This is a genomic window from Pseudoalteromonas ulvae UL12 (genome assembly GCF_014925405.1).
Lineage (GTDB): Bacteria > Pseudomonadota > Gammaproteobacteria > Enterobacterales > Alteromonadaceae > Pseudoalteromonas > Pseudoalteromonas ulvae.
This window is the reverse complement of the sequence record NZ_AQHJ01000029.1, coordinates 139,328-163,659: the sequence shown is the minus strand read 5'-3', so window position 1 is coordinate 163,659 and position 24,332 is coordinate 139,328. Positions and strand designations below refer to the sequence as shown.

General features: G+C 38.9%; 26 protein-coding genes and 1 tRNA gene. 15 read left to right on the top strand and 12 right to left on the bottom strand.

Annotated features, from left to right (window positions below; genetic code table 11):
* Window positions 1–3: 3 nt before the first annotated feature.
* The 6 genes from aroK to PULV_RS13145 form a co-directional block, all read right to left on the bottom strand.
* Window positions 4–522 carry a shikimate kinase AroK gene (gene aroK / locus PULV_RS13170; protein WP_086744747.1) on the bottom strand — a complete coding sequence of 173 codons (519 nt, stop codon included), beginning with the start codon at window positions 520–522 and terminating at the stop codon, window positions 4–6.
* Window positions 523–673: 151 nt separating this feature from the next.
* Window positions 674–2,719 carry a type IV pilus secretin PilQ gene (locus tag PULV_RS13165; protein ID WP_086744891.1) on the bottom strand — a complete coding sequence of 682 codons (2,046 nt, stop codon included), beginning with the start codon at window positions 2,717–2,719 and terminating at the stop codon, window positions 674–676.
* Between the two features lie 19 nt (window positions 2,720–2,738).
* Window positions 2,739–3,269, bottom strand: a complete 531-nt coding sequence (locus tag PULV_RS13160) for a pilus assembly protein PilP (RefSeq protein WP_086744748.1) — start codon at window positions 3,267–3,269, stop codon at window positions 2,739–2,741.
* The gene (locus PULV_RS13155) at window positions 3,269–3,868 is read right to left on the bottom strand and encodes a type IV pilus inner membrane component PilO (RefSeq protein ID WP_193331952.1); all 600 of its coding nucleotides are present in this window, start codon (window positions 3,866–3,868) and stop codon (window positions 3,269–3,271) included. Before PULV_RS13155 ends, PULV_RS13160 begins: the two co-directional genes overlap by 1 nt.
* The gene (locus PULV_RS13150; RefSeq protein WP_086744750.1) at window positions 3,865–4,431 is read right to left on the bottom strand and encodes a PilN domain-containing protein; all 567 of its coding nucleotides are present in this window, start codon (window positions 4,429–4,431) and stop codon (window positions 3,865–3,867) included. The genes PULV_RS13155 and PULV_RS13150 overlap by 4 nt, the downstream gene beginning before the upstream one ends.
* A complete protein-coding gene (locus PULV_RS13145) occupies window positions 4,419–5,498 on the bottom strand; it encodes a pilus assembly protein PilM (RefSeq protein WP_086744751.1) in 1,080 nt (359 codons plus the stop codon). The genes PULV_RS13150 and PULV_RS13145 overlap by 13 nt, the downstream gene beginning before the upstream one ends.
* A gap of 135 nt (window positions 5,499–5,633) precedes the next feature.
* Between PULV_RS13145 and PULV_RS13140 the strand changes: the two genes are divergently transcribed.
* Window positions 5,634–8,111 (top strand): penicillin-binding protein 1A, encoded by a 2,478-nt coding sequence (locus PULV_RS13140; protein WP_193331951.1) that lies wholly within the window; start codon window positions 5,634–5,636, stop codon window positions 8,109–8,111.
* Between the two features lie 421 nt (window positions 8,112–8,532).
* Here the strand turns inward: PULV_RS13140 and groL are convergent, their stop codons facing one another.
* The 3 genes from groL to PULV_RS13125 form a co-directional block, all read right to left on the bottom strand.
* Window positions 8,533–10,179 carry a chaperonin GroEL gene (gene groL, locus PULV_RS13135; RefSeq protein ID WP_086744753.1) on the bottom strand — a complete coding sequence of 549 codons (1,647 nt, stop codon included), beginning with the start codon at window positions 10,177–10,179 and terminating at the stop codon, window positions 8,533–8,535.
* A 67-nt stretch (window positions 10,180–10,246) separates the two neighbouring features.
* The gene (locus PULV_RS13130) at window positions 10,247–10,534 is read right to left on the bottom strand and encodes a co-chaperone GroES (RefSeq protein ID WP_086744754.1); all 288 of its coding nucleotides are present in this window, start codon (window positions 10,532–10,534) and stop codon (window positions 10,247–10,249) included.
* 110 nt (window positions 10,535–10,644) lie between these two features.
* On the bottom strand, window positions 10,645–11,157 hold the full coding sequence (locus PULV_RS13125) for an FxsA family protein (RefSeq protein WP_193331950.1): 513 nt from the start codon (window positions 11,155–11,157) through the stop codon (window positions 10,645–10,647).
* Between the two features lie 212 nt (window positions 11,158–11,369).
* Between PULV_RS13125 and cutA the strand changes: the two genes are divergently transcribed.
* The 8 genes from cutA to PULV_RS13085 all read left to right on the top strand — a co-directional run bounded on the left by cutA (window position 11,370) and on the right by PULV_RS13085 (window position 18,372).
* Window positions 11,370–11,672: a divalent-cation tolerance protein CutA gene (gene cutA, locus PULV_RS13120; protein ID WP_193331949.1), complete on the top strand. Its 303-nt coding sequence runs from the start codon at window positions 11,370–11,372 to the stop codon at window positions 11,670–11,672.
* Window positions 11,672–13,456, top strand: a complete 1,785-nt coding sequence (locus PULV_RS13115) for a protein-disulfide reductase DsbD (RefSeq protein ID WP_193331948.1) — start codon at window positions 11,672–11,674, stop codon at window positions 13,454–13,456. The genes cutA and PULV_RS13115 overlap by 1 nt, the downstream gene beginning before the upstream one ends.
* Before the next feature lie 207 nt (window positions 13,457–13,663).
* Window positions 13,664–14,110 carry a type II 3-dehydroquinate dehydratase gene (gene aroQ / locus PULV_RS13110; RefSeq protein ID WP_086744758.1) on the top strand — a complete coding sequence of 149 codons (447 nt, stop codon included), beginning with the start codon at window positions 13,664–13,666 and terminating at the stop codon, window positions 14,108–14,110.
* 35 nt (window positions 14,111–14,145) lie between these two features.
* Window positions 14,146–14,598 carry an acetyl-CoA carboxylase biotin carboxyl carrier protein gene (gene accB, locus PULV_RS13105; protein ID WP_086744759.1) on the top strand — a complete coding sequence of 151 codons (453 nt, stop codon included), beginning with the start codon at window positions 14,146–14,148 and terminating at the stop codon, window positions 14,596–14,598.
* A 26-nt stretch (window positions 14,599–14,624) separates the two neighbouring features.
* Window positions 14,625–15,965 (top strand): acetyl-CoA carboxylase biotin carboxylase subunit, encoded by a 1,341-nt coding sequence (gene accC / locus PULV_RS13100; RefSeq protein ID WP_086744760.1) that lies wholly within the window; start codon window positions 14,625–14,627, stop codon window positions 15,963–15,965.
* 311 nt (window positions 15,966–16,276) lie between these two features.
* Window positions 16,277–16,353, top strand: a tRNA-Ile gene (locus tag PULV_RS13095).
* Window positions 16,354–16,530: 177 nt separating this feature from the next.
* Entirely contained in the window at window positions 16,531–17,397 is an 867-nt protein-coding gene (locus PULV_RS13090) for a sce7726 family protein (protein ID WP_193331947.1), read from the top strand.
* 27 nt (window positions 17,398–17,424) lie between these two features.
* On the top strand, window positions 17,425–18,372 hold the full coding sequence (locus PULV_RS13085) for a sce7725 family protein (RefSeq protein ID WP_193331946.1): 948 nt from the start codon (window positions 17,425–17,427) through the stop codon (window positions 18,370–18,372).
* 3 nt (window positions 18,373–18,375) lie between these two features.
* Here PULV_RS13085 and PULV_RS13080 read toward each other — a convergent pair whose 3' ends face one another.
* Window positions 18,376–19,257: a site-specific integrase gene (locus PULV_RS13080; RefSeq protein WP_193331945.1), complete on the bottom strand. Its 882-nt coding sequence runs from the start codon at window positions 19,255–19,257 to the stop codon at window positions 18,376–18,378.
* Complete coding sequence (locus tag PULV_RS13075; RefSeq protein ID WP_193331944.1) at window positions 19,250–19,471, bottom strand: hypothetical protein; 222 nt, start codon at window positions 19,469–19,471, stop codon at window positions 19,250–19,252. Before PULV_RS13075 ends, PULV_RS13080 begins: the two co-directional genes overlap by 8 nt.
* 493 nt (window positions 19,472–19,964) lie before the next feature.
* Between PULV_RS13075 and PULV_RS13070 the strand changes: the two genes are divergently transcribed.
* The gene (locus PULV_RS13070) at window positions 19,965–20,891 is read left to right on the top strand and encodes a hypothetical protein (RefSeq protein WP_193331943.1); all 927 of its coding nucleotides are present in this window, start codon (window positions 19,965–19,967) and stop codon (window positions 20,889–20,891) included.
* 23 nt (window positions 20,892–20,914) lie between these two features.
* Here PULV_RS13070 and PULV_RS13065 read toward each other — a convergent pair whose 3' ends face one another.
* Window positions 20,915–21,196, bottom strand: coding sequence for a helix-turn-helix domain-containing protein (locus PULV_RS13065; protein ID WP_193331942.1), 282 nt, complete (start codon window positions 21,194–21,196; stop codon window positions 20,915–20,917).
* Between the two features lie 114 nt (window positions 21,197–21,310).
* On the opposite strand from PULV_RS13065, the gene PULV_RS13060 reads away from it, so the two are divergent.
* From PULV_RS13060 to PULV_RS13040, 5 genes are all read left to right on the top strand, one after another.
* Complete coding sequence (locus PULV_RS13060; protein ID WP_193331941.1) at window positions 21,311–21,520, top strand: hypothetical protein; 210 nt, start codon at window positions 21,311–21,313, stop codon at window positions 21,518–21,520.
* 58 nt (window positions 21,521–21,578) lie between these two features.
* On the top strand, window positions 21,579–21,956 hold the full coding sequence (locus PULV_RS13055; protein WP_193331940.1) for a hypothetical protein: 378 nt from the start codon (window positions 21,579–21,581) through the stop codon (window positions 21,954–21,956).
* A 517-nt stretch (window positions 21,957–22,473) separates the two neighbouring features.
* Window positions 22,474–22,674 (top strand): helix-turn-helix transcriptional regulator, encoded by a 201-nt coding sequence (locus tag PULV_RS13050; protein WP_033032042.1) that lies wholly within the window; start codon window positions 22,474–22,476, stop codon window positions 22,672–22,674.
* Between the two features lie 8 nt (window positions 22,675–22,682).
* Window positions 22,683–23,471, top strand: coding sequence for a replication initiator protein A (locus tag PULV_RS13045; RefSeq protein ID WP_193331939.1), 789 nt, complete (start codon window positions 22,683–22,685; stop codon window positions 23,469–23,471).
* Window positions 23,472–23,961: 490 nt separating this feature from the next.
* Complete coding sequence (locus tag PULV_RS13040; RefSeq protein WP_182732031.1) at window positions 23,962–24,204, top strand: hypothetical protein; 243 nt, start codon at window positions 23,962–23,964, stop codon at window positions 24,202–24,204.
* Window positions 24,205–24,332: the final 128 nt, after the last annotated feature.

Genomic DNA, 24,332 nt, shown 5'->3' with positions numbered 1-24,332 from the left:
CTCTTAAAAATCGAGTTTTTCAATAATTTGATTTGCAACTACTTTTGCACTTTGTTCGTCTGTGCGAACAACAATATCAGAAACCTCTTCATATAAAGGAACACGTTCTTCTGACAATCGCTCGAGCACTTCTCTCGGATCTTCCTCTGTTTGTAACAAAGGACGTTTTTTATCTCTTTGAGTACGAGCGACTTGTTTTTCGATTGGAGTTTCCAGGTAAACTACAATACCACGTGCTGATAACTTATTGCGGACATCTTTACTGATAACTGAACCACCGCCAGTTGCCAGAACTATACCTTGCATTTCAGTTAAATCAGAAATTACAGTTTCTTCACGACGTCGAAAACCTTCTTCACCTTCGATGTCGAAAACCCAAGCAATATCTGCACCTGTGCGACGTTCGATCTCTTGATCAGAGTCGAAAAATTCGAGGTGTAGTTGCTCTGCTAAATGACGACCTATAGTGCTTTTACCTGCACCCATTGGACCCACTAGAAATATATTACGTTTTTCAGCCATATCTGTTTAGTACAATCGAACTCTAAAATTTAAAATAAACCCCGCCTACTGAGCTGGCCCCAAAAATTAAGGGGCTGATTATCTCAGTATTCGAATAGGTATTTCAAGTGAAATGAAATAAAAAGGCCCATATGGGCCTTTTTATTTTTCGTTAGTCTTTTAAAATCTTTGGTGTAACGAAGATAAGTAGTTCTTTTTTCTCGTTTAGTTCGCTTGTCGACTTAAACAAGGTACCAAGGTAAGGAATATCACCTAACAGAGGTACTTTCTTCGTACTACTGACTATTTGCTGCTGATAGATCCCACCTAACACGACCGTTTGACCATTTTCGACCAATACTTGCGTCTGAATTTGCTGCGTATCAATTGCAACCGCAGGGCCCGTTGGGGTTTGTACTGTATCGCCACGCGTATCCTGAGTGATAACTAAGTCTAAGATAACTTTGTTGTCCGGAGTAATATGCGGCGTTACTTCCAAGCTTAATACAGCCTTTTTAAATTCTACCGTTGTTGCACCACTTGAAGCAGCTTGAACATACGGAATTTCTGTACCTTGTTCAATTCTTGCTTTTTTCTGATTGGCTGTAGTAATACGTGGGCTTGCAATAATTTCAGCTTTATTTTCTTGCTCTAAAGCTGATAGTTCCAAGTCAATTAATGTGCCGTCAGCTAATTTAGCAACGTGCATACCAATACTTCCCGCAGGACTACTAACAGGTAGATTTACATTTAAACGCTCAGTTAATGAAGGAATAATCCCTTTTGATATTTTCTCTGCTCCAGTAATCGTACCTGCAATACCATCGGTCATTTGCTGATCACTAAATCCCCAACGAATCCCCAAGTCTTCTTGGACATTGTCACGAACAGTCACCATTCTTGACTCAATAACTACTTGCTTCACGGCTACATCGAGAGTCTCAACCATACGACGAACGTTTTCAATGCTCTTTGCTGTATCTTTAATTAATAAAGTATTTGTACGAGGGTCTACAGAAACCGCTCCTCGAGCCGAAATAATTGAATTACCTTGTGATGTAAGCAAACCAGAGAACTCTTCAGCTTTTGCATAGTTCAGCTGTATATACTCACTATAAAGAGGCTCTAAGTCTTCGACAGCTTGCTTAGCTTGTAATTCTTTCGCTTCTCTTGCGGCTAATTCTTCTGTTGGGGCAACCATTAAGATTGAGCCATCCATACGCTTATCTAAACCTTTAACACGTAAGACGATATCTAGGGCTTGATCCCAAGGCACACCATCAAGTCTTAATGTGACATTACCTGAAACAGAATCACTGGTTACTAGGTTAAAGCCATTTAGATCTGCGATTATTTGCAAGACTGAGCGGATCGAAATATCTTGGAAATTAAGCGACATAGGCTTGCCTTGGTAATTTTTACCATCACCTAGGAAGCTCTTTTTAGATGTATCTTTCTCAACTGTTAATGTAAAAATATTATCTAATTGTTGATAGTTGTAATCAAATTCACTTGTAGTATCAATAACGATGCGGCTATTAGCACCATCTTTAAACGTTTCGATCGTACTTACAACAGTGCCATAATCCATTACATCTAATTGATAAAGAAGATCATCAAGAATGTCAGTGTTGTGAAAAACAGCCACTACTTTGCCAGCTTGTTCACTCACATCAATCGCAGCCATATTTTCTTGCATGAAAATCAAAATACGCGCTTCACCTTTTTCGCCACGGCGAAAATCAACAGCTTGGATTTTATTAATGTACGTTTGCGAATCATCAATAGAAGCTGTTTCGGCGACATCTTGTGTTGGGTTATCGGAAACGTGTAAGTAAAACAAGTTTTTATCTGTACGCGTCTGATAAATCTTAAGATGGTCTAAGTAAATTGTAACTTTGAAGCCGTCATTTTGAAATTCATGAGTGACGCGTTTAACACCAGCTTTATTAATCAATACTTCGGTTAAATTCTCTTCATAGTCAGCTTCATCAAAAAATAACTCGATACGAGCTGGTTCACTGAAAACCTGAATTTTTGGTTCAATATAAATTTCTTCATCGAACACAAATTCAATTTCTGTTTCGCCTTCTAATAGCGGGTTGTATCGTACATCGTATAACAAAGGCACGGCACTTGCTGAAGTGGCCATCAGTAAAAACAATAATGAGATTATTGCTGATAGTCGTTTATTCAACTTAGTTATTCCCTTGTGCATATAATTAAGCCCTATTTTATTATTGGGATGCATTGCCCGCCTCCACTATTTCTACTTTTGTCAGGCGTTCTTTCCAACATCCTGCACCATCAGGTATCATTTCTAATAATTCGATATAACTACTTTTAACTTGTAATACTCGACCGTGATATAAGCCCATGTAATTACCACGAGTCACTCGGTACAAGGTATCATCAGAAGCAGTTATCAATGCCCAAGTGTTTATCCCGCTGCCCAAAGTCCCTTTCATCGCGATGTTATCAAGTGGATAACCTTCCAATGGTTCCTTTTTACGTTTTGGATCTGGGTGCAGGCAGTTTTGCACTTGTAGCAAATTATCTTGAATAACCTCAGGCTTTGGAGCCACAAACGGGCTTCGCAACTCTTGAGCATTATAAGAGAAATGCTCAAATTTAGTTATTTCTGGGATAGGCTCTACTTTTGCTTTTGTTCCCGCACGTACTTGATTAATAAATTCTTGTTGCTCAGTGATATCATCAAAACAACCTGTTAACACTAAAGGTAACACAATATACATGATTTTTTTCATTATTGTGTCTCCTCATAGCGATAAGTCTTCGCTACAACACTAAATTGTAGTCGCTCATCACCGTTCGATTTTATACTGAAGTCATGAAGGCTCACAATACGAGGAAGCTGTGCAACCTTACTGACAAACTCGCCAAATTCATGATAACTACCCACCACTTCAATCTTAATAGGTAATTCAGTGTAAAATTCTTTTTCAATCTCAGGTAACCAACCAATCTTGTTAAATGTTAAACCACTGGTGGTTCCAACATAAGATAAGTCATCAAGTAGACCTGGTGTTTCATTCGATGTCGGTAAGCGCTTTAGCAATTGAGAGAACTTATCTTCCATTTCAATCATTTGCTGCTTATAGATTTCTAAATTACTCGCCACAGCATATTTGACTCTAAAAGTGGTTCGAAGCTCTTCTTCTTTCTCTAACGCTCTGTCATATCCTTCAATTTCACCTGAAACTAACAAATTGTAGGTTAACAGCGACACGGCAGCGGCGGTAATAATACCCGTTATAATCTTAACAACAAGCGGCCACGAACCAATATTCTCAAGATCCAATTCACTCAGATCAATTTCATTAAGGGCGTTTAAATCTATTTTCATTTGTCGCCCTCACCAATTTGCTCAAATGGTTTAACACTAAACTGCATATTAAAATCACTCAATAGGCGAGATTGTTGCTCTGCAGCGGTGATGTCTTGCATGACAGGTCTTTCAAATAAATATGAGTTTTCTAACTGACGTAACATAGATGACAGACGGTTGTTAGATTCACTTTTACCTATAATCTGTAGAGCTCTATCACGACGCTCTAAACTTGTAAGGTAAACGCCTGATGGAACCATTTTGGCCAATTCATCCATAATTTGCGTACCCAAGTTTCGGCTACTTTGTAATTCTTCGATTAATCGCATGCGTTGCTGAAGGCTTTCTTTCTTTTTATCAAGCTCTTTAATCTCAGCAATACGCTTATCAAGAACCACAATTTCTGCGGATAAGAAATTGTTTCGGACATTTTGGCCTTCTTTCATAGAACCGTAGACCATACTGATCACAAACATCGAGCCAAATGACACTAACGTAATCAAAAACAAAATAGACAGAAATTGCTTTTGCGCTTCTTTTCGTGACTCTTCACGCCACGGTAAGAGATTTATATGTGGCATGATGAAAAGCTCCTTAACGCTAAGCCTGTCGCGACAGCCAATTGCGCCTTTTGTTTCTCTAATTGCTCTCTATCAATACCAGGAGCTAGCTCCATTTGATTAAAAGGATCAATAATAATTGAATGGATACCTAACTCATCTACGAGTAATTTATCAAGGCCACGAATCAATGATGTCCCACCAGAGAGCACAATGTAATCTATTTGGTCTTTACCACTGGTTGTTAAAAACATTTGGACTGCGCGTCTGACTTGTTGTAAAAACGCAGTTTGGAATGGCGCTAATACTTCAAACGTATAGTTAGGGGGCAAATCGCCGCTTATTTTTGCTAACTCAGCTTCATCAAAGCTTTTGTTGTAATAAGAAACGATAGTATTAGTGTATTGCTCACCACCAAACACTTGGTCACGTGTGTAAACTGTTTCGCCATTTTGTACCACGCTAATTAGCGTCATGGCCGCACCTACATCAATGAAAGCCACCGTTTTAGCTGGTGCATCATCAGGTAGTGACGAATAGCAAAGATCAATGGTACGACTAAGTGCATACGCTTCAACATCAACAACTTTAGGCATAAACCCACCGCCATCAATAGCACCCACTCGCGCTTCAATACTTTCAGTTCGCGCAGCCGAAAGAAGTACATTTACTTTCGATGGATCCGCTTCATTAATATGAAGCTTTTCGAAATCCAAACTGACTTCATCTAACGGGTAAGGAATAAGACTATCGGCTTCAATTTCGATTTGGGATTCGAGCTCAGCATCAGAAAGCGCCACATCCATAAAAATAACTTTGGTGATTACCGTTTGGCCAGACACAGCTACAGCTGCCTGCTGAACACTTTTAGGCATTTTTTTGCGAATTTTGCTAATTACACGTGAGACAGCTTCGATATCTTGAATTGATCGCTCAACCATCGCACCTTTAGGCATAGGCTCAATTGCTATCGCCTCAAGACGCATATGCGCATCTTTTTGGCTGAGTAAGACAGCTTTTACAGAATGTGAACCAATATCGATCCCTACCATCCATACAACTGGCTTTTTTATTAGATTTGTTAACATAACCCTAACGCTATCCCTATTTTTTTATAATTATAATAACTTTATAAAATCTAGCGAAAAAATTTTATTCATTTTTTAATCAGGATATACTACCAGTGTTAAAACCTAAATGGGAGTCTGTTGAAGGATATTTAAGTGACTTTATTTAAAAACATTTTACGTTTTCTTATCATTTGTACCGTTGTCGGTATTTTAGGGATCGTTTCACTTTACTATTACGTCAAATCTGACATTCCAAGTGTCCAGGTTTTAAAAGATGTACAGCTGCAATCTCCACTGTTAGTTTTCAGTAAAGATGGCAAGCTAATCAATCAATTCGGCGAGAAACGCCGTATCCCATTAACGCGCGAACAAATCCCGCAAGATCTCGTCAATGCACTCATCGCAACGGAAGATAGCCGTTTTTATGACCACCCGGGCATCGATCCAATTGGTATTTTACGCTCCGCTATTGTTGTTATATCAACAGGAGAGAAAAAACAAGGCGCTAGTACTTTAACCATGCAGGTCGCGCGTGGCTTCTTCTTAACTCGAGAAAAAGCCTATATACGCAAAATAAAAGAAATTTTTATCGCGCTTCATATAGAACAACTTTTGACAAAAGATGAAATTCTGACTCTGTATTTAAATAAAATGGAGTTTGGCAACCGTGCTTTTGGTGCCGGTGCTGCTGCACAAGTTTATTATGGTAAAGACATTAGTGAATTAACACTTGCGCAACACGCAATGATCGCAGGTCTTTTGCAAGCCCCTTCAGCTTTAAATCCTATTCGTCATCCGCAAAGAGCTAAAAAACGTCGCAATATCGTTTTAGCGCGAATGTTAGACGAAAAATACATTACTGAAGATCTTTTCAAAAAAACCATCCAAGAACCAATTACAGCCAAGTTTCATGGTGCTGAAATTGAAGTATCCGCTCCTTATATATCAGAAATGGTGCGAGCTGAAATGGTTCGCTTATACGGTATTGAAGACGCTTATAATAAAGGATTCCGCGTTTATACTACGGTTCATTCGACCACCCAAATGGCAGCCGAAAAAGCGGTCATTGAAAACTTAGAACGTTATGATGTACGCCATGGTTACCGCGGCCCAGAACAATACTTATGGAATTCAGAAACTGACAATAGTTGGCTGCCAAGCGATATTTTAGACTTTCTTACCGATAAGCAAGAAATCAATGATCTAAAAGCGGCGGTAGTTACCGAAACATTTGAACAAAGCATGACCGCTTTGCTCAAAGACGGTCAATTTGTCACTATCGATTGGGATGGCTTAAAGTGGGCTCGTCCTTATTTACGTAATAAAAAACAAGGTTCAGCTCCTTCTACAACCTCGGATATTTTACACCCAGGTGCATTTGTTTGGCTAAAACCACTTCAAACCGGTCAATATCAATTGTCGCAAATTCCGCAAGTATCCGGTGCGCTTGTTTCATTAAACCCGCAAGATGGTGCCATTGAGGCCATTGTTGGCGGCTACAGTTTCGAGCAAAGCCAATACAATCGAGCCACACAAGCTAAGCGCCAAGTGGGCTCAAATATAAAACCTTTTATCTATTCAGCTGCGCTAGAGAATGGCTATACCTTAGCTAGCATTGTCAATGATGCTCCAATCAATAAATGGGACAAAAGTAATGGTACGGCATGGCGGCCAAAAAATAGTCCTGAAATCTATATCGGGCCAATTTTAGTTAGGCGTGCACTTGCCGAATCAAAAAACGTCATTTCTGTACGATTGTTAAGGGGCGTGGGTCTTCACCAGACTGCAGATTACCTGCTTAATTTTGGCATTAAACCGCAAGATATTCAGCGCAATGAATCTTTGGCACTTGGTAGCATGGCGCTCACACCACTTGAGCTTGCAACAGGTATTGCGACCTTTGCAAATGGTGGGCACCTTATCAATCCATATTTCATAGAAAAAATACATGATGCGAATGATGAAACACTGGTCGTTGCACAACCGGCCATTGCATGCGCACAGTGTAGCGATGAAGAGATCAATGAAAACGCCAACTTTAGATATGCACCACGCGTTATCTCATCACAAAATGCATTTTTAATTGCCGATGCAATGAAAAGTGCTATTTGGGGAGGTGGTAGCTGGAAACATAAAACATCATGGCGTGGCACTGGTTGGCGAATTCAAAAGCTCAAACGCCATGATTTATCAGGTAAAACAGGTACCACCAATGATGCTGTGGATACTTGGTTTACTGGGTTTAATCGCAACCTTTTAACCACAACCTGGGTCGGTTTTGATAGCCCTGGCATCCCACTTGGCCGAACTAGCTACAATAGCAATCTCGGAAAAGATCAAACCTTTGGTGGAGAATCAGGCGCAAAAACAGCTCTACCAGCTTGGTTAGCTTTCATGGAAGTAGCATTACAAGGCATGCCTAGCGCACCCGTTTATCAGCCCGATGGCCTCGTATCAGTTAGAATTGACCACGCTACAGGCCTGTTAAGTGAGAAAACCGATCACACGAGTGGTTTTGAGTTTTTCACTAAATCGACCGTACCAACACAATATGCACAGCCTATTAATGACACTATCTTTGAAGTAAGTGAGCCTGAACCAACTAAAGAAGAAGAGGAAGAGCTATTTTAATGAACCACCATGCATGCACACCACGAATGAATGTGGCTTCAACATTCTAGGTGCTTATTTTTAAATAATAGCCGCAGTAGAAACCACTCTTCACTTAAACCATAAAAAATCCGCTTTAGTGGATTTTTTATGGTTTTCTATAAATTTACATCAAGTAGTTTCTAATCAAGTCTTGCTCACTAAAGCCGACGTCTAAATCAGCTCCTCCAACAATACTCAAACAACAGCTCTCGTTTCAGATTAGGTTGATATAAACCAGAACTGTGGATATAAAATCCCCCTCAAGCTCAACTCATATCGAATTGATTTTTCTACTCGATCTATAAGAGAACAACACTTTATATATAAAAAGCCCGAACATCACTGCTCGGGCTTTTATATTTCAATGAAATGAATATGCGTTTCTATGAGCGTGTGATTATCACATCATTCCACCCATGCCGCCCATTCCACCCATGCCGCCCATATCTGGACCAGTAGAGGCGTCTTGTGGGATTTCAGCAATCATGGCTTCTGTCGTAATCATCAGACCCGCAATTGATGCTGCAAATTGTAATGCTGAGCGGGTTACTTTTGTTGGATCTAAGATACCCATTTCGATCATATCGTTATATTCGCCACTTGCAGCGTTATAACCATAATTACCTTCGCCACCTTTGACGTTGTTTACAACAACAGAGGCTTCATCACCTGCGTTTGTCACGATTTGACGAAGTGGTGCTTCCATTGCACGAAGTGCAACTTTGATACCGTGGTTTTGATCTTCGTTTTCACCACGAAGCTCTGCTAATTTGCTCGCTGCACGAACAAGCGCAACACCACCACCAGGGACAACACCTTCTTCAACCGCTGCACGCGTTGCATGCAATGCATCTTCAACGCGATCTTTCTTTTCTTTCATTTCGATTTCAGTAGCAGCACCTACTTTGATCACTGCTACGCCACCAGAAAGCTTCGCCATACGCTCTTGAAGCTTTTCTTTGTCGTAATCTGATGTCGCTTCTTCGATTTGTGCTTTGATTTGAGCAACACGGCCTGTGATGCCTTCTTCTTCGCCTGCACCATCGATGATAGTTGTATCGTCTTTAGTGATCACAACGCGCTTAGCAGTACCTAAGTCTTCTAATGTTGCTTTTTCAAGTTCTAGGCCGATTTCTTCAGAAATCACTGTACCGCCAGTTAATACTGCAATGTCTTGCAGCATAGCTTTACGACGATCACCAAAACCAGGTGCTTTTACAGCTGATACTTTCACGATACCACGCATGTTATTCACAACAAGTGTTGCAAGCGCTTCGCCTTCAAGGTCTTCAGCAATAATAAGTAATGGCTTACCTGCTTTTGCTACCCCTTCAAGTGTTGGTAATAGCTCACGGATATTTGATACTTTTTTATCAACTAAAAGAATAAATGGGTTATCTAGCTCAACCACACCTTTTTCTGCATTGTTGATGAAGTACGGAGATAAATATCCACGATCAAATTGCATCCCTTCAACTACATCTAACTCAGTCTCAAGTGCTTGACCGTCTTCAACGGTGATAACGCCTGACTCACGGCCAACTTTTTCCATTGCAGTTGCAATGATTTCACCGATTTCAGTATCCGAGTTCGCAGAAATGGTGCCTACTTGCGCAATCGCTTTAGCGTCAGCACACGGTACAGAAAGAGCTTTTAATTCTGCAACAGCTGCGATAACCGCTTTATCAATACCGCGTTTTAAATCCATTGGGTTCATGCCAGCAGCAACTGCTTTTAAACCTTCATTAACAATAGATTGAGCAAGAACAGTCGCGGTAGTCGTACCATCACCAGCGGCATCATTGGCTTTAGAAGCAACTTCTTTCACCATTTGCGCGCCCATGTTCTCAAACTTATCAGCTAGCTCAATTTCTTTTGCCACTGAAACACCATCTTTAGTGATAACAGGTGAGCCAAATGATTTGTCTATTACCACGTTACGACCTTTAGGACCTAACGTTACTTTTACCGCATCAGCCAATACGTTAACACCCGCTAGCATCTTGCTGCGTGCATCACCTGCAAATAAAACTTCTTTTGCTGCCATTTTTTATTTCCTCTAAATTCTTTATTTTCGTAAAAACATTTAAATACGTTAACAGGCTTGGATTAAATTAACCCACAATGCCTAAGATGTTGTCTTCACGCATGATCAAGTATTCTTGACCTTCAATTTTTTCATTCTTTTCGATATAAGAACCAAATAAAACGGTGTCGCCAGCTTTTACTTCTAACGCACGGACTTCGCCGTTTTCTAACACGCGACCATTACCGACAGCAACCACTTCACCGCGGGTCGATTTTTCAGCCGCAGAACCTGTAAGTACGATACCGCCTGCAGAACGAGTTTCTTCTTCTAAGCGCTTAACAATTACACGGTCGTGCAAAGGACGAATATTCATTGGATTGTTCTCCTAACTATCTCTGTTGTTTCAGAAAAAATTAACTAAGGTTTAATATGACTTCATAAATGGGGATTGAATGAACAAATCCCAAGTAAAAAAATTAAAAATTATTCTTTGCGTTGATACTCACCCTCTAACGCATCTTTTGACTCGAGTCGTTGCTCTGGTACTTCTCTAAATTCTTCTGCTTCGTAGGTGTTTGGCTCGCTAGGATTTGATTGCGAGGTTTGTTGATAATAAAACCCTTGTGACTGGCCTGACATTTTGATCTGTGCATTTTTAGCCAATTGTGCTGCTAGTTTGTTTCTCACCGCCGGTGTTAGCAGCAACAAACCCAATACATCCGTCATGATACCCGGTGTTAATAGCATCACTCCTGCTATCACTATACAAATGCCCGCTAATAATTCATTGGCCGGCATTTGCCCTTGCGCCATTTGCAGCTGTGCATTTTGTAGCGCGCTGACACCTTGTTGCTTAACTAATTTCGCACCGATAAATGCAGTTGCAACCACCAGTGCTAATGTGCTCCAGCCCCCAATCACCTCACTCACTTGCAGTAATAATGCAATTTCAATAATCGGAATAACAATAAACAATACAAAAAGGGCTTTGAACATAACGATTCTCTTTTCTAAATATGAAAGTTAAATGGGGATCTTCAGGTCTTAATTCAAGTGATAGCATTGTATCGTGACTGATAAAGATTGCGCATAAGTTCAATCAGATTGCTGCACATTTACTGAATTCAATTTAAAAATACGTTATAAATGAGCAATCCAGTTCATTTTCTTTGACGTATTACCGGAGTGTTTAGGTGTCGCAATACTGTATGATTTTTTGTACCTGTACAAATCAAGATGAAGCACGCAAAATCGCGATGCATTTATTGCAAACAAAACTTGCTGCTTGTATCAATATTTTGCCTGAAGTCGAATCACTTTATCTATGGCAAGGTGAATTTGAAACAAGCGTAGAAAGTAAATTGCTGATAAAAACACAACAAGAAAAAGTAAATGATGTCATCAGTACGATCAAGCTACATCATAGCTACGACGTACCAGAAATTCAGGCGGTGCCTGTGATTGCTGGTAATCCCGACTATTTTAACTGGATTGATAAGGTAATCAGTTAATGCGATTTATAGTACTTTTTATTAGCCTCTTTTGGCTCAGCTTCGCGCAAGCGAATAATAATGTGTTAGACGATTTGATTAAACCGAATCAACCTGTTTTTTTGAAAGTCGATCAGGCATTCAAACACGACTTTGACCAACAAGGAAAACAACTTTTCTTAGCGTTTGATATTGCCGATGGCTATTATCTTTACAAACAAAAACTTCAGTTTGTCGCCAAAGAAGCCACACTTATTGAACCTACGTTACCCGAAGGCGAAATGATTGAAGATGAATACTTTGGTAAAACAGATGTGTATTTCGGTGAGTTTGTCACGGTCCTGAAATTTAGCGAGATAAAAGAAGGGGCGGTTTTAAAAATCCGCTATCAAGGCTGTGCCGAAGCAGGGCTGTGCTACCCGCCCGAAACTATCACGATTCCATTAGTGAGCTATGCAACTTCGCCAAACAGCGAGCCATCTTCACAAGCCGAAGCAGACAAAACCTCAGGCACTGACTCTTCGTTAACAGAACGCTTGGCTGATCAAAGCTTATTAACCAATCTTGCTGTATTTTTTCTATTAGGGCTTGGTCTTGCACTCACACCTTGTGTATTTCCTATGTTCCCGATCTTATCGAGCTTAATCGCAGGCCAGTCAGGCGTATTATCAACTAAAAAAGCCTTTATGCTGTCCTTTATTTATGTGCAAGGCATGGCAATAACCTATGCAGCACTTGGCCTTGTTGTCGCCAAATTAGGCGGGCACATTACCGGTTACCTTCAACACCCGATTTTACTAATTAGCTTTAGTGTTTTGTTTGTCGTGCTTGCGTGTTCAATGTTTGGCTTTTTTGATATCAAATTGCCCGAATCTTGGATGACAAGATTAACCCAGCTGAGCAACAAACAAAAAAATGGCCAGTACGTTGGGGTGTTTTTAATGGGCATCTTATCAGGCCTAATCGCCTCTCCTTGCACCACAGCACCGCTTTCTGCTGCTTTACTTTATGTCGCACAAAGTGGCGATTACGTATTTGGTGCGGTGACATTATATGTATTGAGCTTAGGTATGGGTGTGCCACTACTTCTGATGGGGACATCTGGTGGCAAACTACTGCCTAAAGCAGGCGCTTGGATGAACCAAGTTAAAACTTTATTTGGTTTTATCATGCTAATGGTGCCGCTGATTTTACTTGAGCGCATTGTTGCATTCGACATCATCTTAATTTTAGGTGCATTACTTCTCCTTGCTACCGCTATTTATCTTTACTACTGGCAAATACAAACCCAGTCAGCCAAAGCTAAAACGATATTATGGACCAGTGCATTTGTGCTCGCGTTTATAGGCTTGAGTGTTTTGCAAAATCAGATATTTCCATCTTCTTCTGTTGTGAAAACCAGCTCTGGGCTACAAACAGCCCCGGCCTCTAATGAGTTTATTAACGTTAGTAATCTTTCAGAACTCGATAATATGCTTGCTCGCGCGCAACAAGAAAATAAGCTAGTAATGCTTGATCTGTATGCCGAGTGGTGTGTCGCCTGTAAAGAGTTTGAACATAAAACGTTCCCAGACGAAAGAGTGCAAGGTGAGTTCGAGCATTACATGTTACTCAAAGCCGATTTAACCGAATCTGACGAAGTCACTATGGAGTTTATGGAACGCTTCACTGTGTTTGGACTACCGAGTATCTTATTTTTTGATTTACAAGGTAACGAGCTTACAGAACAAAGAGTCACTGGCTTTTTAGATGCGACTGACTTTAGTGAACACCTCGAAAAATTGCGGCGCTCGCAAAACCTATAAACCAAAAAAGCGACTCACTGAGTCGCTTTTTTGTTATAAATGCCTCACGTCTGATTAGACCAGTATTTTGCTGCTATTTTCTTCGAACACTCTATAATAGTGCGCTAAAGTGAAAAAAAGTTGCTATTTACTGCTTTAAAACTTAGTTTAAGGCTTTGTAAATATAAAAAAGCTAATTCAGCTTACTTTAGAGGACGTTCACGAATAATGACTACAAAATCTAAGATTTTAGTCCTTAATGGGCCAAACTTAAACATGCTAGGCAAACGAGAGCCACAAACTTATGGTTCACAAAGCTTAGCGGATATTGTGGCATTGTTAACTCAACAAGCCAGTACGCTTAATGTTGAGTTAGAACACTTTCAAAGTAATGCAGAGCATTTATTGATAGATAAAATTCATTCAGCTTGGCATCAAGTTGATTTTATTATTATCAACCCTGCAGCTTTCACCCATACCAGTGTAGCCCTTCGGGATGCGTTACTGAGTGTGGAAATACCATTTATTGAAGTGCACTTATCCAATGTGCACAAACGTGAGGCCTTTAGACATCATTCGTATTTTTCGGATATTGCTTCAGGTGTCATTGTCGGATTCGGAGTAATGGGTTACCAAATGGCGCTAACGGCTGCCGTTAACCAATTACAAAACTAACATTATTAATTGCTAACCCAAAGGCGGGGTATTCAATGGATATTCGCAAAATAAAAAAATTAATCGAACTTGTTGAAGAATCAGGTATTGCTGAATTAGAAATCACTGAAGGTGAAGAATCAGTACGCATCAATCGTAGCAACTTCAGTAACGCACAAGTTTTTGCTGCTCCTCAACAACAATACGCAGCACCTGCACCAGCAGCGCCTTCTGTCGCGGCTCCTGCTGCAGTAGAAGCAGCTCCAGTTGAAACAGGCCACACCGTAAAATCACCAATGGTTGGTACCTTCTACCGTTCGCCATCACCTGAATCAGCATCATATGTTGAAGTCGGTTCGTCGGTAAATGTAGGTGATACATTATGCATCATCGAAGCGATGAAAATGATGAATCAAATCGTCGCTGACAAATCGGGTGTAGTTAAAGCTATTTTGGTTGATAACGAAGATCCAATTGAATTTGATCAACCGCTATTCATCATTGAATAATCGAGCAAGTTTAGAAGGCCAACTCTATGTTAGATAAAGTAGTTATCGCAAATCGAGGTGAAATAGCACTTCGTATATTGCGCGCCTGTAAAGAGCTCGGTATTAAAACCGTAGCGGTTCACTCTACAGCTGATAGAGATTTAAAACACGTACTTTTAGCTGATGAAACTATTTGTATCGGTAAACCAGCTGCTTCTGAAAGTTACTTAGATATCCCGCGCATTATTGCAGCGGCAGAAGTAACAGATGCAGTAGCGATTCACCCAGGTTATGGTTTTTTATCTGAAAATGCAGACTTTGCAGATCAAGTCGAGAAAAGTGGTTTCATTTTTATCGGCCCTCGTGGTGACACCATCCGTATTATGGGTGATAAAGTTGCCGCTATCGAAGCAATGCGCAAAGCCGGTGTTCCATGTGTTCCAGGCTCTGACGGCCCATTAACCGCTGATAATGAGCGTAACATTCAAATCGCTAAGCGCATTGGTTACCCGGTCATTATTAAAGCTGCCGGTGGCGGCGGTGGTCGTGGTATGCGTGTTGTTCGTAGCGAAGCTGAACTGGTTGATTCTATAGCATTAACGCAACAAGAAGCAAAACAGTTCTTTGGTAATGGCATGGTTTACATGGAAAAATTCCTAGAAAACCCACGTCATATCGAAGTGCAAGTACTTGCTGACGGTCAAGGCAATGCCGTTCATTTAGGTGAACGTGATTGTTCGATGCAACGTCGTCACCAAAAAGTAGTTGAAGAAGCGCCAGCTCCGGGTATCACTGCTGAAATGCGCAAATTTATCGGCGAACGCTGTACCCGTGCATGTATCGAGATTGGTTACCGTGGTGCTGGTACGTTTGAGTTTTTATATGAAAATGGTGAGTTCTACTTCATTGAAATGAACACCCGTATTCAGGTTGAGCACCCAGTAACCGAAATGGTCACCGGTGTTGATTTAATCAAAGAGCAGTTAAAAATTGCAGCGGGACAACCGTTATCTTTCACTCAAGATGATGTTGTGATCCGTGGTCATGCGATTGAATGTCGAATTAATGCTGAAGATCCTGAAACATTTATTCCTTCTCCGGGTAAAATTACTCGCTTCCACCCTGCAGGTGGTTTAGGAATTCGTTGGGATTCTCATATTTATGCTGATTACACTGTGCCACCTCATTACGACTCAATGATTGGTAAACTAATCACTTACGGTGAAAACCGCGATGTGGCGATAGCCCGTGCAAAAAATGCACTCAATGAGCTTGTGATTGACGGTATAAAAACCAATACCAATCTTCACAAACTGATTATGGCTGACGAGAACTTCCAAAATGGCGGTACTAACATCCATTATTTAGAGAAAAAATTAGGTCTCTAATTTTATTTTCTGAGTTTCATGCAAAAACCAGCACACAAAGTGCTGGTTTTTTATATCGGTACCCTCATAGCCAACCCACCACACCTTTTTTAATTCGAATAACAGGCATCAATACAACACAAGCTTCATTTAATTACCCCTTTATCATTAGCATCATTTTTGCTTTAAACAACCCAAAACCGCCAACACTGCACACTATATAAGCAGTTGTGCTGCTTATTCAGAGATTTACGCTTTTTGCTAGTGACAAGCGAAGTAAAAATTTTTATACTGCTCCCCGCTTAGTCAGTTTATGGCTAACGCGTCTAAATGGCCCCTTAGCTCAGTTGGTTAGAGCACACGACTCATAATCGTTAGGTCCCCAGTTCAAGTCTGGGAGGGGCCACCATTTTTACAAGCTTCCTAAGTAAACACCTACTAACAGAATTTACCCTGTGCTACCTCTGTGCTACTTTTTATAATATTAATGAACCTAAAATGATGCAATAATTACATGTATATTTTGAATTCATGGGTTACTCTGTTTATGGGTAAATTAAATGGAATGTTTTTTACTTAACTGGTTATGAAAAATATCGAACTGACCAAATACGACTTTCAACTTATGAGCAAGGTCTTTAATAAAAGCATCCTAGTGGAGCTTGCCAAGTTTGGTGAGAGTCATACGCTTGAAAAGATAGTTTCTGAGTTAGAAGCCAATGTGATTCGCCTCGATTATCAGAACCTACCTGCATTTTTTGAGCGGGCATTTCACTTATTGAGACAGCATTACCCAAATGAATATATATATAAAAATGCTATCGCAGAAAAAATAGTAAGAGGGAGGCATAAGCTCTCAAATTCACTCTATGTCACAGAGTTCAAGGTTAATAATACTATTGCGGATGTTGCTATTTTTAATGGTACTTCAACAGCATATGAAATTAAAACTGAGTTTGACTCTTTTCAAAGATTAGACTCTCAGTTGAAAACTTATAAAAAAGCTTTTGAAAGGGTTTATCTTGTTGTACCAAGTGTTGATGTAGAGAAGGCTCTAAAAGTTGTAGACGGTACTACTGGGCTTTATGAATTAACAGATAGATATAGCCTAAAAATGTTAAGAGAAGCATCTACAAACATAGAAACTTTTTGTTCAGAAACAATATTAAATTGTTTAAGAGTGCCTGAGTATATGCAGATTATTAGCAATAACTTTGATTACAGCCCAGCACTGAGCCCATCAAAAAGAAAACAAGATTGTATCGAGCTATTTGCAAAACTTGATATAAACACTCTTCATAAGGAATATCTGAAACAAATTAGAGCTAGGGAATACTCAGATTTAGAAAAAAGCACTTTTAAGGATTTTCCTAAATCATTAACCTCAGTCTTGTTGTCAAGTCGCTTGAATAAAAAGCTTTTATTAAATTTACAATCCTGTATTGTTGGTTAGTAAATACACAATACAAGGAATGTGAAAATGTATCACTCTTATCTACGTGGTAAGCAGTTTGAATTATTAGCTGTTCGTTATGTTATCGACAAAATTACAGAGAGCAATTCTACACCCATTATTGAGCCAGTTAGGCAGTCAAGCAGAGACATTCTTAAATGTATAGAAGTCTTAGAAGAAAATAATTCAAATTATATCATTGTTTCAAACCCTAAAGTTGGAGAGTTAGCCAACAATTCGCTCGCAAGAGAGCAACTTTTAGATGGAATTTCTAATACCTATCCTAATGCTGAATTTGGAATAATTGTGAATGATACATCTACAAATACAGAAATTAACACTATTCTCGATAGGTACCCACAACATAGTTTTTCAATTATTCATTTTGGTCAATTTCAGGATATCCAATTATTACAAGAGATATCAGCAACGAATAGGCAGTTTAAAAAGCATATTTTTATAGAGCATTGCTCAAGTAACTTTTATCAATCACAATTTAGTGATTTTGAGCGTGTATTAATTGATGATTGCTTTAATCGTAGGTCCACTAATAGAGAATATAGAGCTCAGTTAGAAGAGTTTTTTACTGATTTGCATGTCAACTATGCAAGTCGAGGTTTTCAAGGCTACGGTGACTTTTCTGTGGTGGGTGATTACTTCTCAGAGGGAGGCGGGCAGGCCATAACAGCTGCTCTTCATATCACTTTTGATAAGCCGACTTTAGAAATATATATGAGGCATTTTTTATCAGCTGAGAGGCAAGTAGCTGATGAAGTGCCGATTTTGCTTGAAGAGGCTATTTCAGAATTAGAGGCTTTTATAAGAACTAAACCTGAAACCTTAGTGTGGTCAAAGTCTCTCAACGAATTGCTAGAAATCTATCAGAATGGTTGTCAAACCAGCTTGGCATATATTAAAAAGCTATCAATTGCTCATCACTTTGAATTAATGCATAAAGTACTAATCAATGGGTAGCTTTTATCTCAAGTAAACTTGAGTAATTTCAGCCCTGAAATGGCCTAGCTCTTGCGATACTGTCTCAAGAGCTATAGACCTACTTAAACCGAAACTCTTTAGCTCAGCCATTCTCTCTTGTGCGTAGCTATGCCTGAGGCCATGACCGCCATTAGAAAAAAAGAGTGTGCGACTAGATGCTTTTGAGAATGAGCATGACCATTTATGACCACCACCAATATCATAACGTTGCAAATAGTTAATTTCCCTATCACGAACCGTTATAGGCTGCGCTAAGCGCCTTTGTTCTAGCTGGTTAGCTAAAGTGTTAGGTATTAGTACATCACGGATTAGGCCACCTTTGCCTTTAACTGTATAAATACAACCTTCTCGACCAAGCCATTTGCTGTCTAACGTTGGGCGGCTATCTGCTTTTCGCTCTGATACTCTGGCTATTGTTAAAAGTTCATGTGCTCTTAATCCTGCTGCGTAGGCTATTTGTGTAGATAAATTATATTTTCTAGTTTGATGTTCACTGATTGCATGAGCTTGGACTGGAGTGTAGGCGCGAGACTTTTCGATAATCTCTTTTTCGGATTTTATTACAGTCAGCGTTTCTTTAGGGCCAAGTTTGCCGTTGAGTTTAAACATAGCTTGGATTGCTTGACGTTCCATATCTAACGTTTTTTGGCCTGCAAACTCACTGCGATAATCAAGGTATTTATAAGCATCCTGAATGCTCATCCCTTGCACACCATTAATGCCAATATCCTTTGACCACCGAGCTATTTTTATAAGTGCTGTTTTATAGCTTCGAGCGGTACCTAGAGATTTAATAATTTTGTGCTTGTATAAGTTTTTAGCCAGCTTTTCCGCTTGCGTTTCTGGTTTTGCGAACTTAGCCATTCTTTTGTACCCACCGTTTTACAGTTGTCCAATGTGCTCTCACTCCTTTACGCAAGAGCCATCTTTGTAGGTTAGCTATATTCGTATCTTCTTCGTAAAGAGCCAGAAGTCGTTGTTTATGTTTATCGAGCTTGGATGGCTTAAATCGTTTTTTACTGATCAATTTTTTCTCATTTTTTAGGCGCAATGCTTCTGCTTTAGCATTAAAGGTCATAGTTATTCTCCGGTGTGATTGTAAGAAAAACTGGCTGATAAAGCTCAGCGGCTAACGCCTATTCGCCCCTGTTTTACGCATGCGTAAGGCTCGGACTGATCGCGCCTAAAAATCAAAAGACTTGGTTTTATACTGAAGCGGAAAGCTTCTGAAGTGGGGGTTACAGAGAATGTAACAACGTGTTGAAGGCAGCAGTGCAGCGCCTATTTTATTCTTGCCCGAAGGGCTGGATTAATATTTAGATTAGCAGCTTTAATTTATATTTCAATCTGCAAATAAAAATCTGCGTGTAAGATGCTCAAGAGCCCATACCCCGCTATGTGCAAGCCTATTTTAGGCTTCTACATAGCGGGGTATGGGCGAAGCCCAGAAAAGAGGAGGCAATTGCTCATGATGCCTCAATTTTAAATATTTAAATTGAAGTTCCATCGACCAAGAGAAGTACATATGATGTAATTCGCACTATTAAAAGCTTTAAATTACTGAGAATAAAATGGATTTTTTAAAAAATAATTTCATACGAGTTCCTATATTGTTATACCTAGTTGGTTTTGTTGTACATAACTCATATTTGGCAAGTTATGGTAGTTATGAATTTGAGCTTGTAGAAGCTAGGTATATGCTTACTGGATTTGGTTCAGTTTTTATTTTTACATCAATGTTCCTGTTTGTGTTTTATAGAACGAATATCTCAGATGTTTCTAAAAGTTACGAGCCAAAAATTTTGTTCCCCTGGCTACTGAGAATTTCATCGATACCAGCAGGAATATACAGTATTTTGCATAGTGCTGATTTTTTAGAATTACCTTTCTCAGCATTTGGCGCTTACATGAATTTTGGTGTTTATATCTTCTATAGTAGTTTTTCTTTGTTAGCTATAGAGGTCATAAGAGGAAAGCGGTTTCAGTCAAAGTTACTTAAGATATTAATCTATATAATTACAATCCCTTTTATAGCTCTTCTTTTCTTTGCAAGCAGTGAGAGTGAATTATTGAGTCAGTACTCAAAGTTTACTTTGTATTTTTTCTTAGGTGCTTATGGAATAGCGATTTCTCAAGATGATGAAAAAAAGGGGGTACAGCTTAATCATTTAGATCTGGACTCAGATCCGAAACATGAAAAATATTTTTCTCTAATGTTTGCTCTTCTTTGCTTGGGATATGGCCTTTTTCAATTTATTTCTATTTATTCGAATCATATTTACCCTTATATACCAACTGCTTTGGGTGGCTCAAAAGTAATTAATGCAACAGTCTATCTAGCTGACTCAAAAGCTAAAGTTAAAGTTAAAATCATTCAAGAAGGTCATAATTGGTTTCTAATATACAATGAAAAAACTTCTACCATTGAGAAAATTAAATCATCAGAAATTTTAAAAGTTGAATATCATATGGATAAGCTTCCTAAGCTTTTAAAATAAAATATTAATTAGTAAAAGTAATCTTAGGTGTTATCAGATGCTTCACCATAATGTTCTAGAATAGCTTCTGCTAATTCATCCTCAATACAATATAAATAAGCAGTGGGTACTTCTAAAATATCAGCAAGTGCTTTCACTGTTTTAAAGTCTGGTGCGTGTACGCCTTTTTCGTATTGGTTCATTCTTGCCGATGCCGCAAACTCATCCATGCCAGCTAAAATCCCTAACTGTTTTTGTGATAGCCCTTTGGCTTTTCTAGCCTTTTTTAAGCGCTTTGGAAATGGTGATTCGTCATTAGTTTTCATTATTTATAGTTCTTAGCTTGAAAACTAAGAGTTTCTTAGCTTTAATGAATGTTTGATACTAAGGAATACTTAGCTTTTAATTTGACATGCCAAATTGGGTTTGGAGGAATGAATATGCTTGAAACATTTGTGTGTGTATCAGTCAGGACTATCTACTTGTTGGTAAGTATATTTACAAGTGATGAGCAGTCGTCGAAAGAAAACGAGCAACTAGATAAATTGAATGATGGTATGGGCAATATTATCGCTGATGGTGAATTTATGTCGCGTGAAGAAGCTGAAGATGCACAATCACGTGGTGAGCTTTACGACACCTATTACTAATCATTTAAAGAATAGGGGGTGAGCAAAATTAGGCATGCCTAATTTTAAGGAGCAATGTATGGTACTTTTAGATCTATACAAAAATGTTGAGCTAAGGCCATTTATACCTGTAGTAGCTGAGTTTCAAAGCCGTTTAGCTGGTATAGAAGCTGAATGTGAACCATTAGGGCTATCATTTGAGAAAGAAGTTCAGTCAGAACAGGAAATCTTTTTTGCTTTGATTTCTCAGAAAGCACTGGCTTTTGACTTAACAAATGAAATCGGTGAGGTTTGGGATATTAGATTAGAGCCTTTCAGTCATTTTAAGTCTCGAAGCAAAAAAATCACCTTCCCCTTCATGGGTTGTAATGAGCAGAAGCAACAAAATATTAGTGAGTGGATTATTGCTTTGTGTAATTGGGAAGGATCTTTTCTATACTCAAGTGCAAAGCATTAGCTGAGATTGCAGTTATGACATTATACGAATGGTTTCAAATGTGGATTTTAATGGTGTTAGCGATTCGCGCTACTCGACGCTACGACAAGCTGAAAAATGACCTTTTCACAGCAATTAAAGAAGGCAGGATTTAAACATGGCTCCTGTACTCGCTGGTTGCGCTCTGATTCTAAGTCTTGTGATCTTCTTCGCTACTTTGTTTTATCTTAAATGTAAGTGATATTACGTAGACCTCTCCAAAAGCCTACTTAAAAAGATTATCAAGAAAATTTTTTTGTAGGCCTTTTTACTAGCTAACTCCAAATCTAAAAAATAATACATATAAAAATCAGTTATTTAATTTTATTGATAACTAAATTAAGTTACTTTTCCTCTAAACTGTTAAAAACCCCCCGAAAGTTACCCCTGTTTTTCAAGGACAAGCTTCTTACCACTTAATTACCATTGTCGCTCAACTAATTAATAATGTGTTGAGCTAATAATTGAGCTCAACGCTTACGCTTTGAGGTCAATAATAATGGAAAAGGTATTTTATCGTTCAGAAGAAGTAGCCGACTTACTTTTTATCAGCAAACAAGCTCTTTTTAATCAAATCTCTAAGAACAAACAAGGCTGTGGAAATTATCCATTACCACCGCATATTAAAATTGGCGCTCGATTACTTTTCCCTGTTGAAGATTTTCACAACTGGCTAGCTTCTCAACCAAGAAACAAGTAACGCAAGCTATGGCGTATTTCGAATGCAAAATGACTCATGTCAATTTGAAATCAGATATGTTTTCAATGGTGTGGCCTGTGTTTGCATTAGACGGGAAGTCTAAAGGTGTTTTGGATTTTTCATATAAAGGCGTATCGATAAAAATTGTTCCGAGCGTCCTGGGTCGAGCAACCATCAAAGATAAAGAAGTACTCATTTATTGCTTGAGCCATATCATGGCTGCAAAAAATGCTAAGTTAGAGCTCAGTAACACGGTTCGCTTCAACACCTATGATCTCCTAAAGGCTACAGGGAGAGGAACATCAGGAAAAGAGTACAAACTTGTTGAAAAGGCTTTATATCGACTCGCAGGAACTTTAATTGCGACTGATTACAAGTTTAATGGCCGAAGATTTTTGGAAAATATGGGTCTCATCGAAGGCTTTAAGTTAATCGAAGGTAGTGGTTTAAGCCGCTGGCAAGTAACATTGCCCGATTGGCTCATCGAGACGATTGATGACAATGATGTATTAACATTACATGAAGACTACTTTCAATTATCAAAACCATTTGATCGCAGACTTTATGAAGTCTGCCGGAAGCGCTGCGGTAGGCCTTCTAAGCAAGTTATAAAGCTAGATAATTTACGGGAAAGAATTGGTATTAGATCGTCATTGTCAGATTTAAAAAAGCGGCTTAAAAAGATAGAAAAAATACTCGATTACCGATTGAAGGTGGAAGGCGACAGCTTATATATTTTTCGTGATACTGGAAGTGGAAGGATGGAACTCGCGAAACTGAACTCCGAACTTTTATAAACAGGGTAAAACACTGGTTAGTGTCGTACTTTTGATCTTGAATAACGTCGTACTTTTGATCTTGAATAGTATCGTACTTTTGATGAAAGCTGTCGTACCTTTAACTTTTTTGATTCGTACTTTTGATTTTTTATATCCTCTGTAGCCCTTTTACTAGCTGTATATTCAATGTTCTAAACAGGGAAAAGCACTAAACGTATTTATAAATATAGAAATAAACACAATCATAATTTAAGTGTTTTTACATTTATCGGTTCATTAGCCACTACTGTTAAAAAAGCCTTGTTTATCAAAGAATAGAATTTCTAGAATCAGAGCGCCAAACTGTAAATAAAGAGATTGATTGAGTAAAAAAAGAGCGCCTATATTGATCTTTGAATTGGTATGCTGTTAATATCTGCACCCCGGGCATATAAAATTTTATATTTATTTTATTGCTTTGGACGATGGTTCCGACTAATTTTAGTGCTGGACGATAAAAGGATAAACTATGTACATTCTATACACATTGATTGCTTTCATTGGCTTAACTATTGCCTTGAACCAAGCTTTTTCTATTTTTTCGGATAGCAAACAAAGAAATAAAATGAAAAAAGTCGAAAGTAAATTAGGTAAGGCTGGAGTTACACCTTCTGGATCAACCTTGTCTCATGGTATGTATATAGACCAAGATAGCGGTGAGCTGGTTGCTGACCAAAAACCGTCAGCTGTGTGGTATAAGCGTCTAATATAAAAATAAAAATAGAATTTTGATGTAACAAAGCTCACCTTGGGTGAGCTTTTTTGTATTTAGGAATTATTAATAAATGGATTACACTCATATAGGCTGGATTCCCTGCATTAACGGCCATTTGGATTATG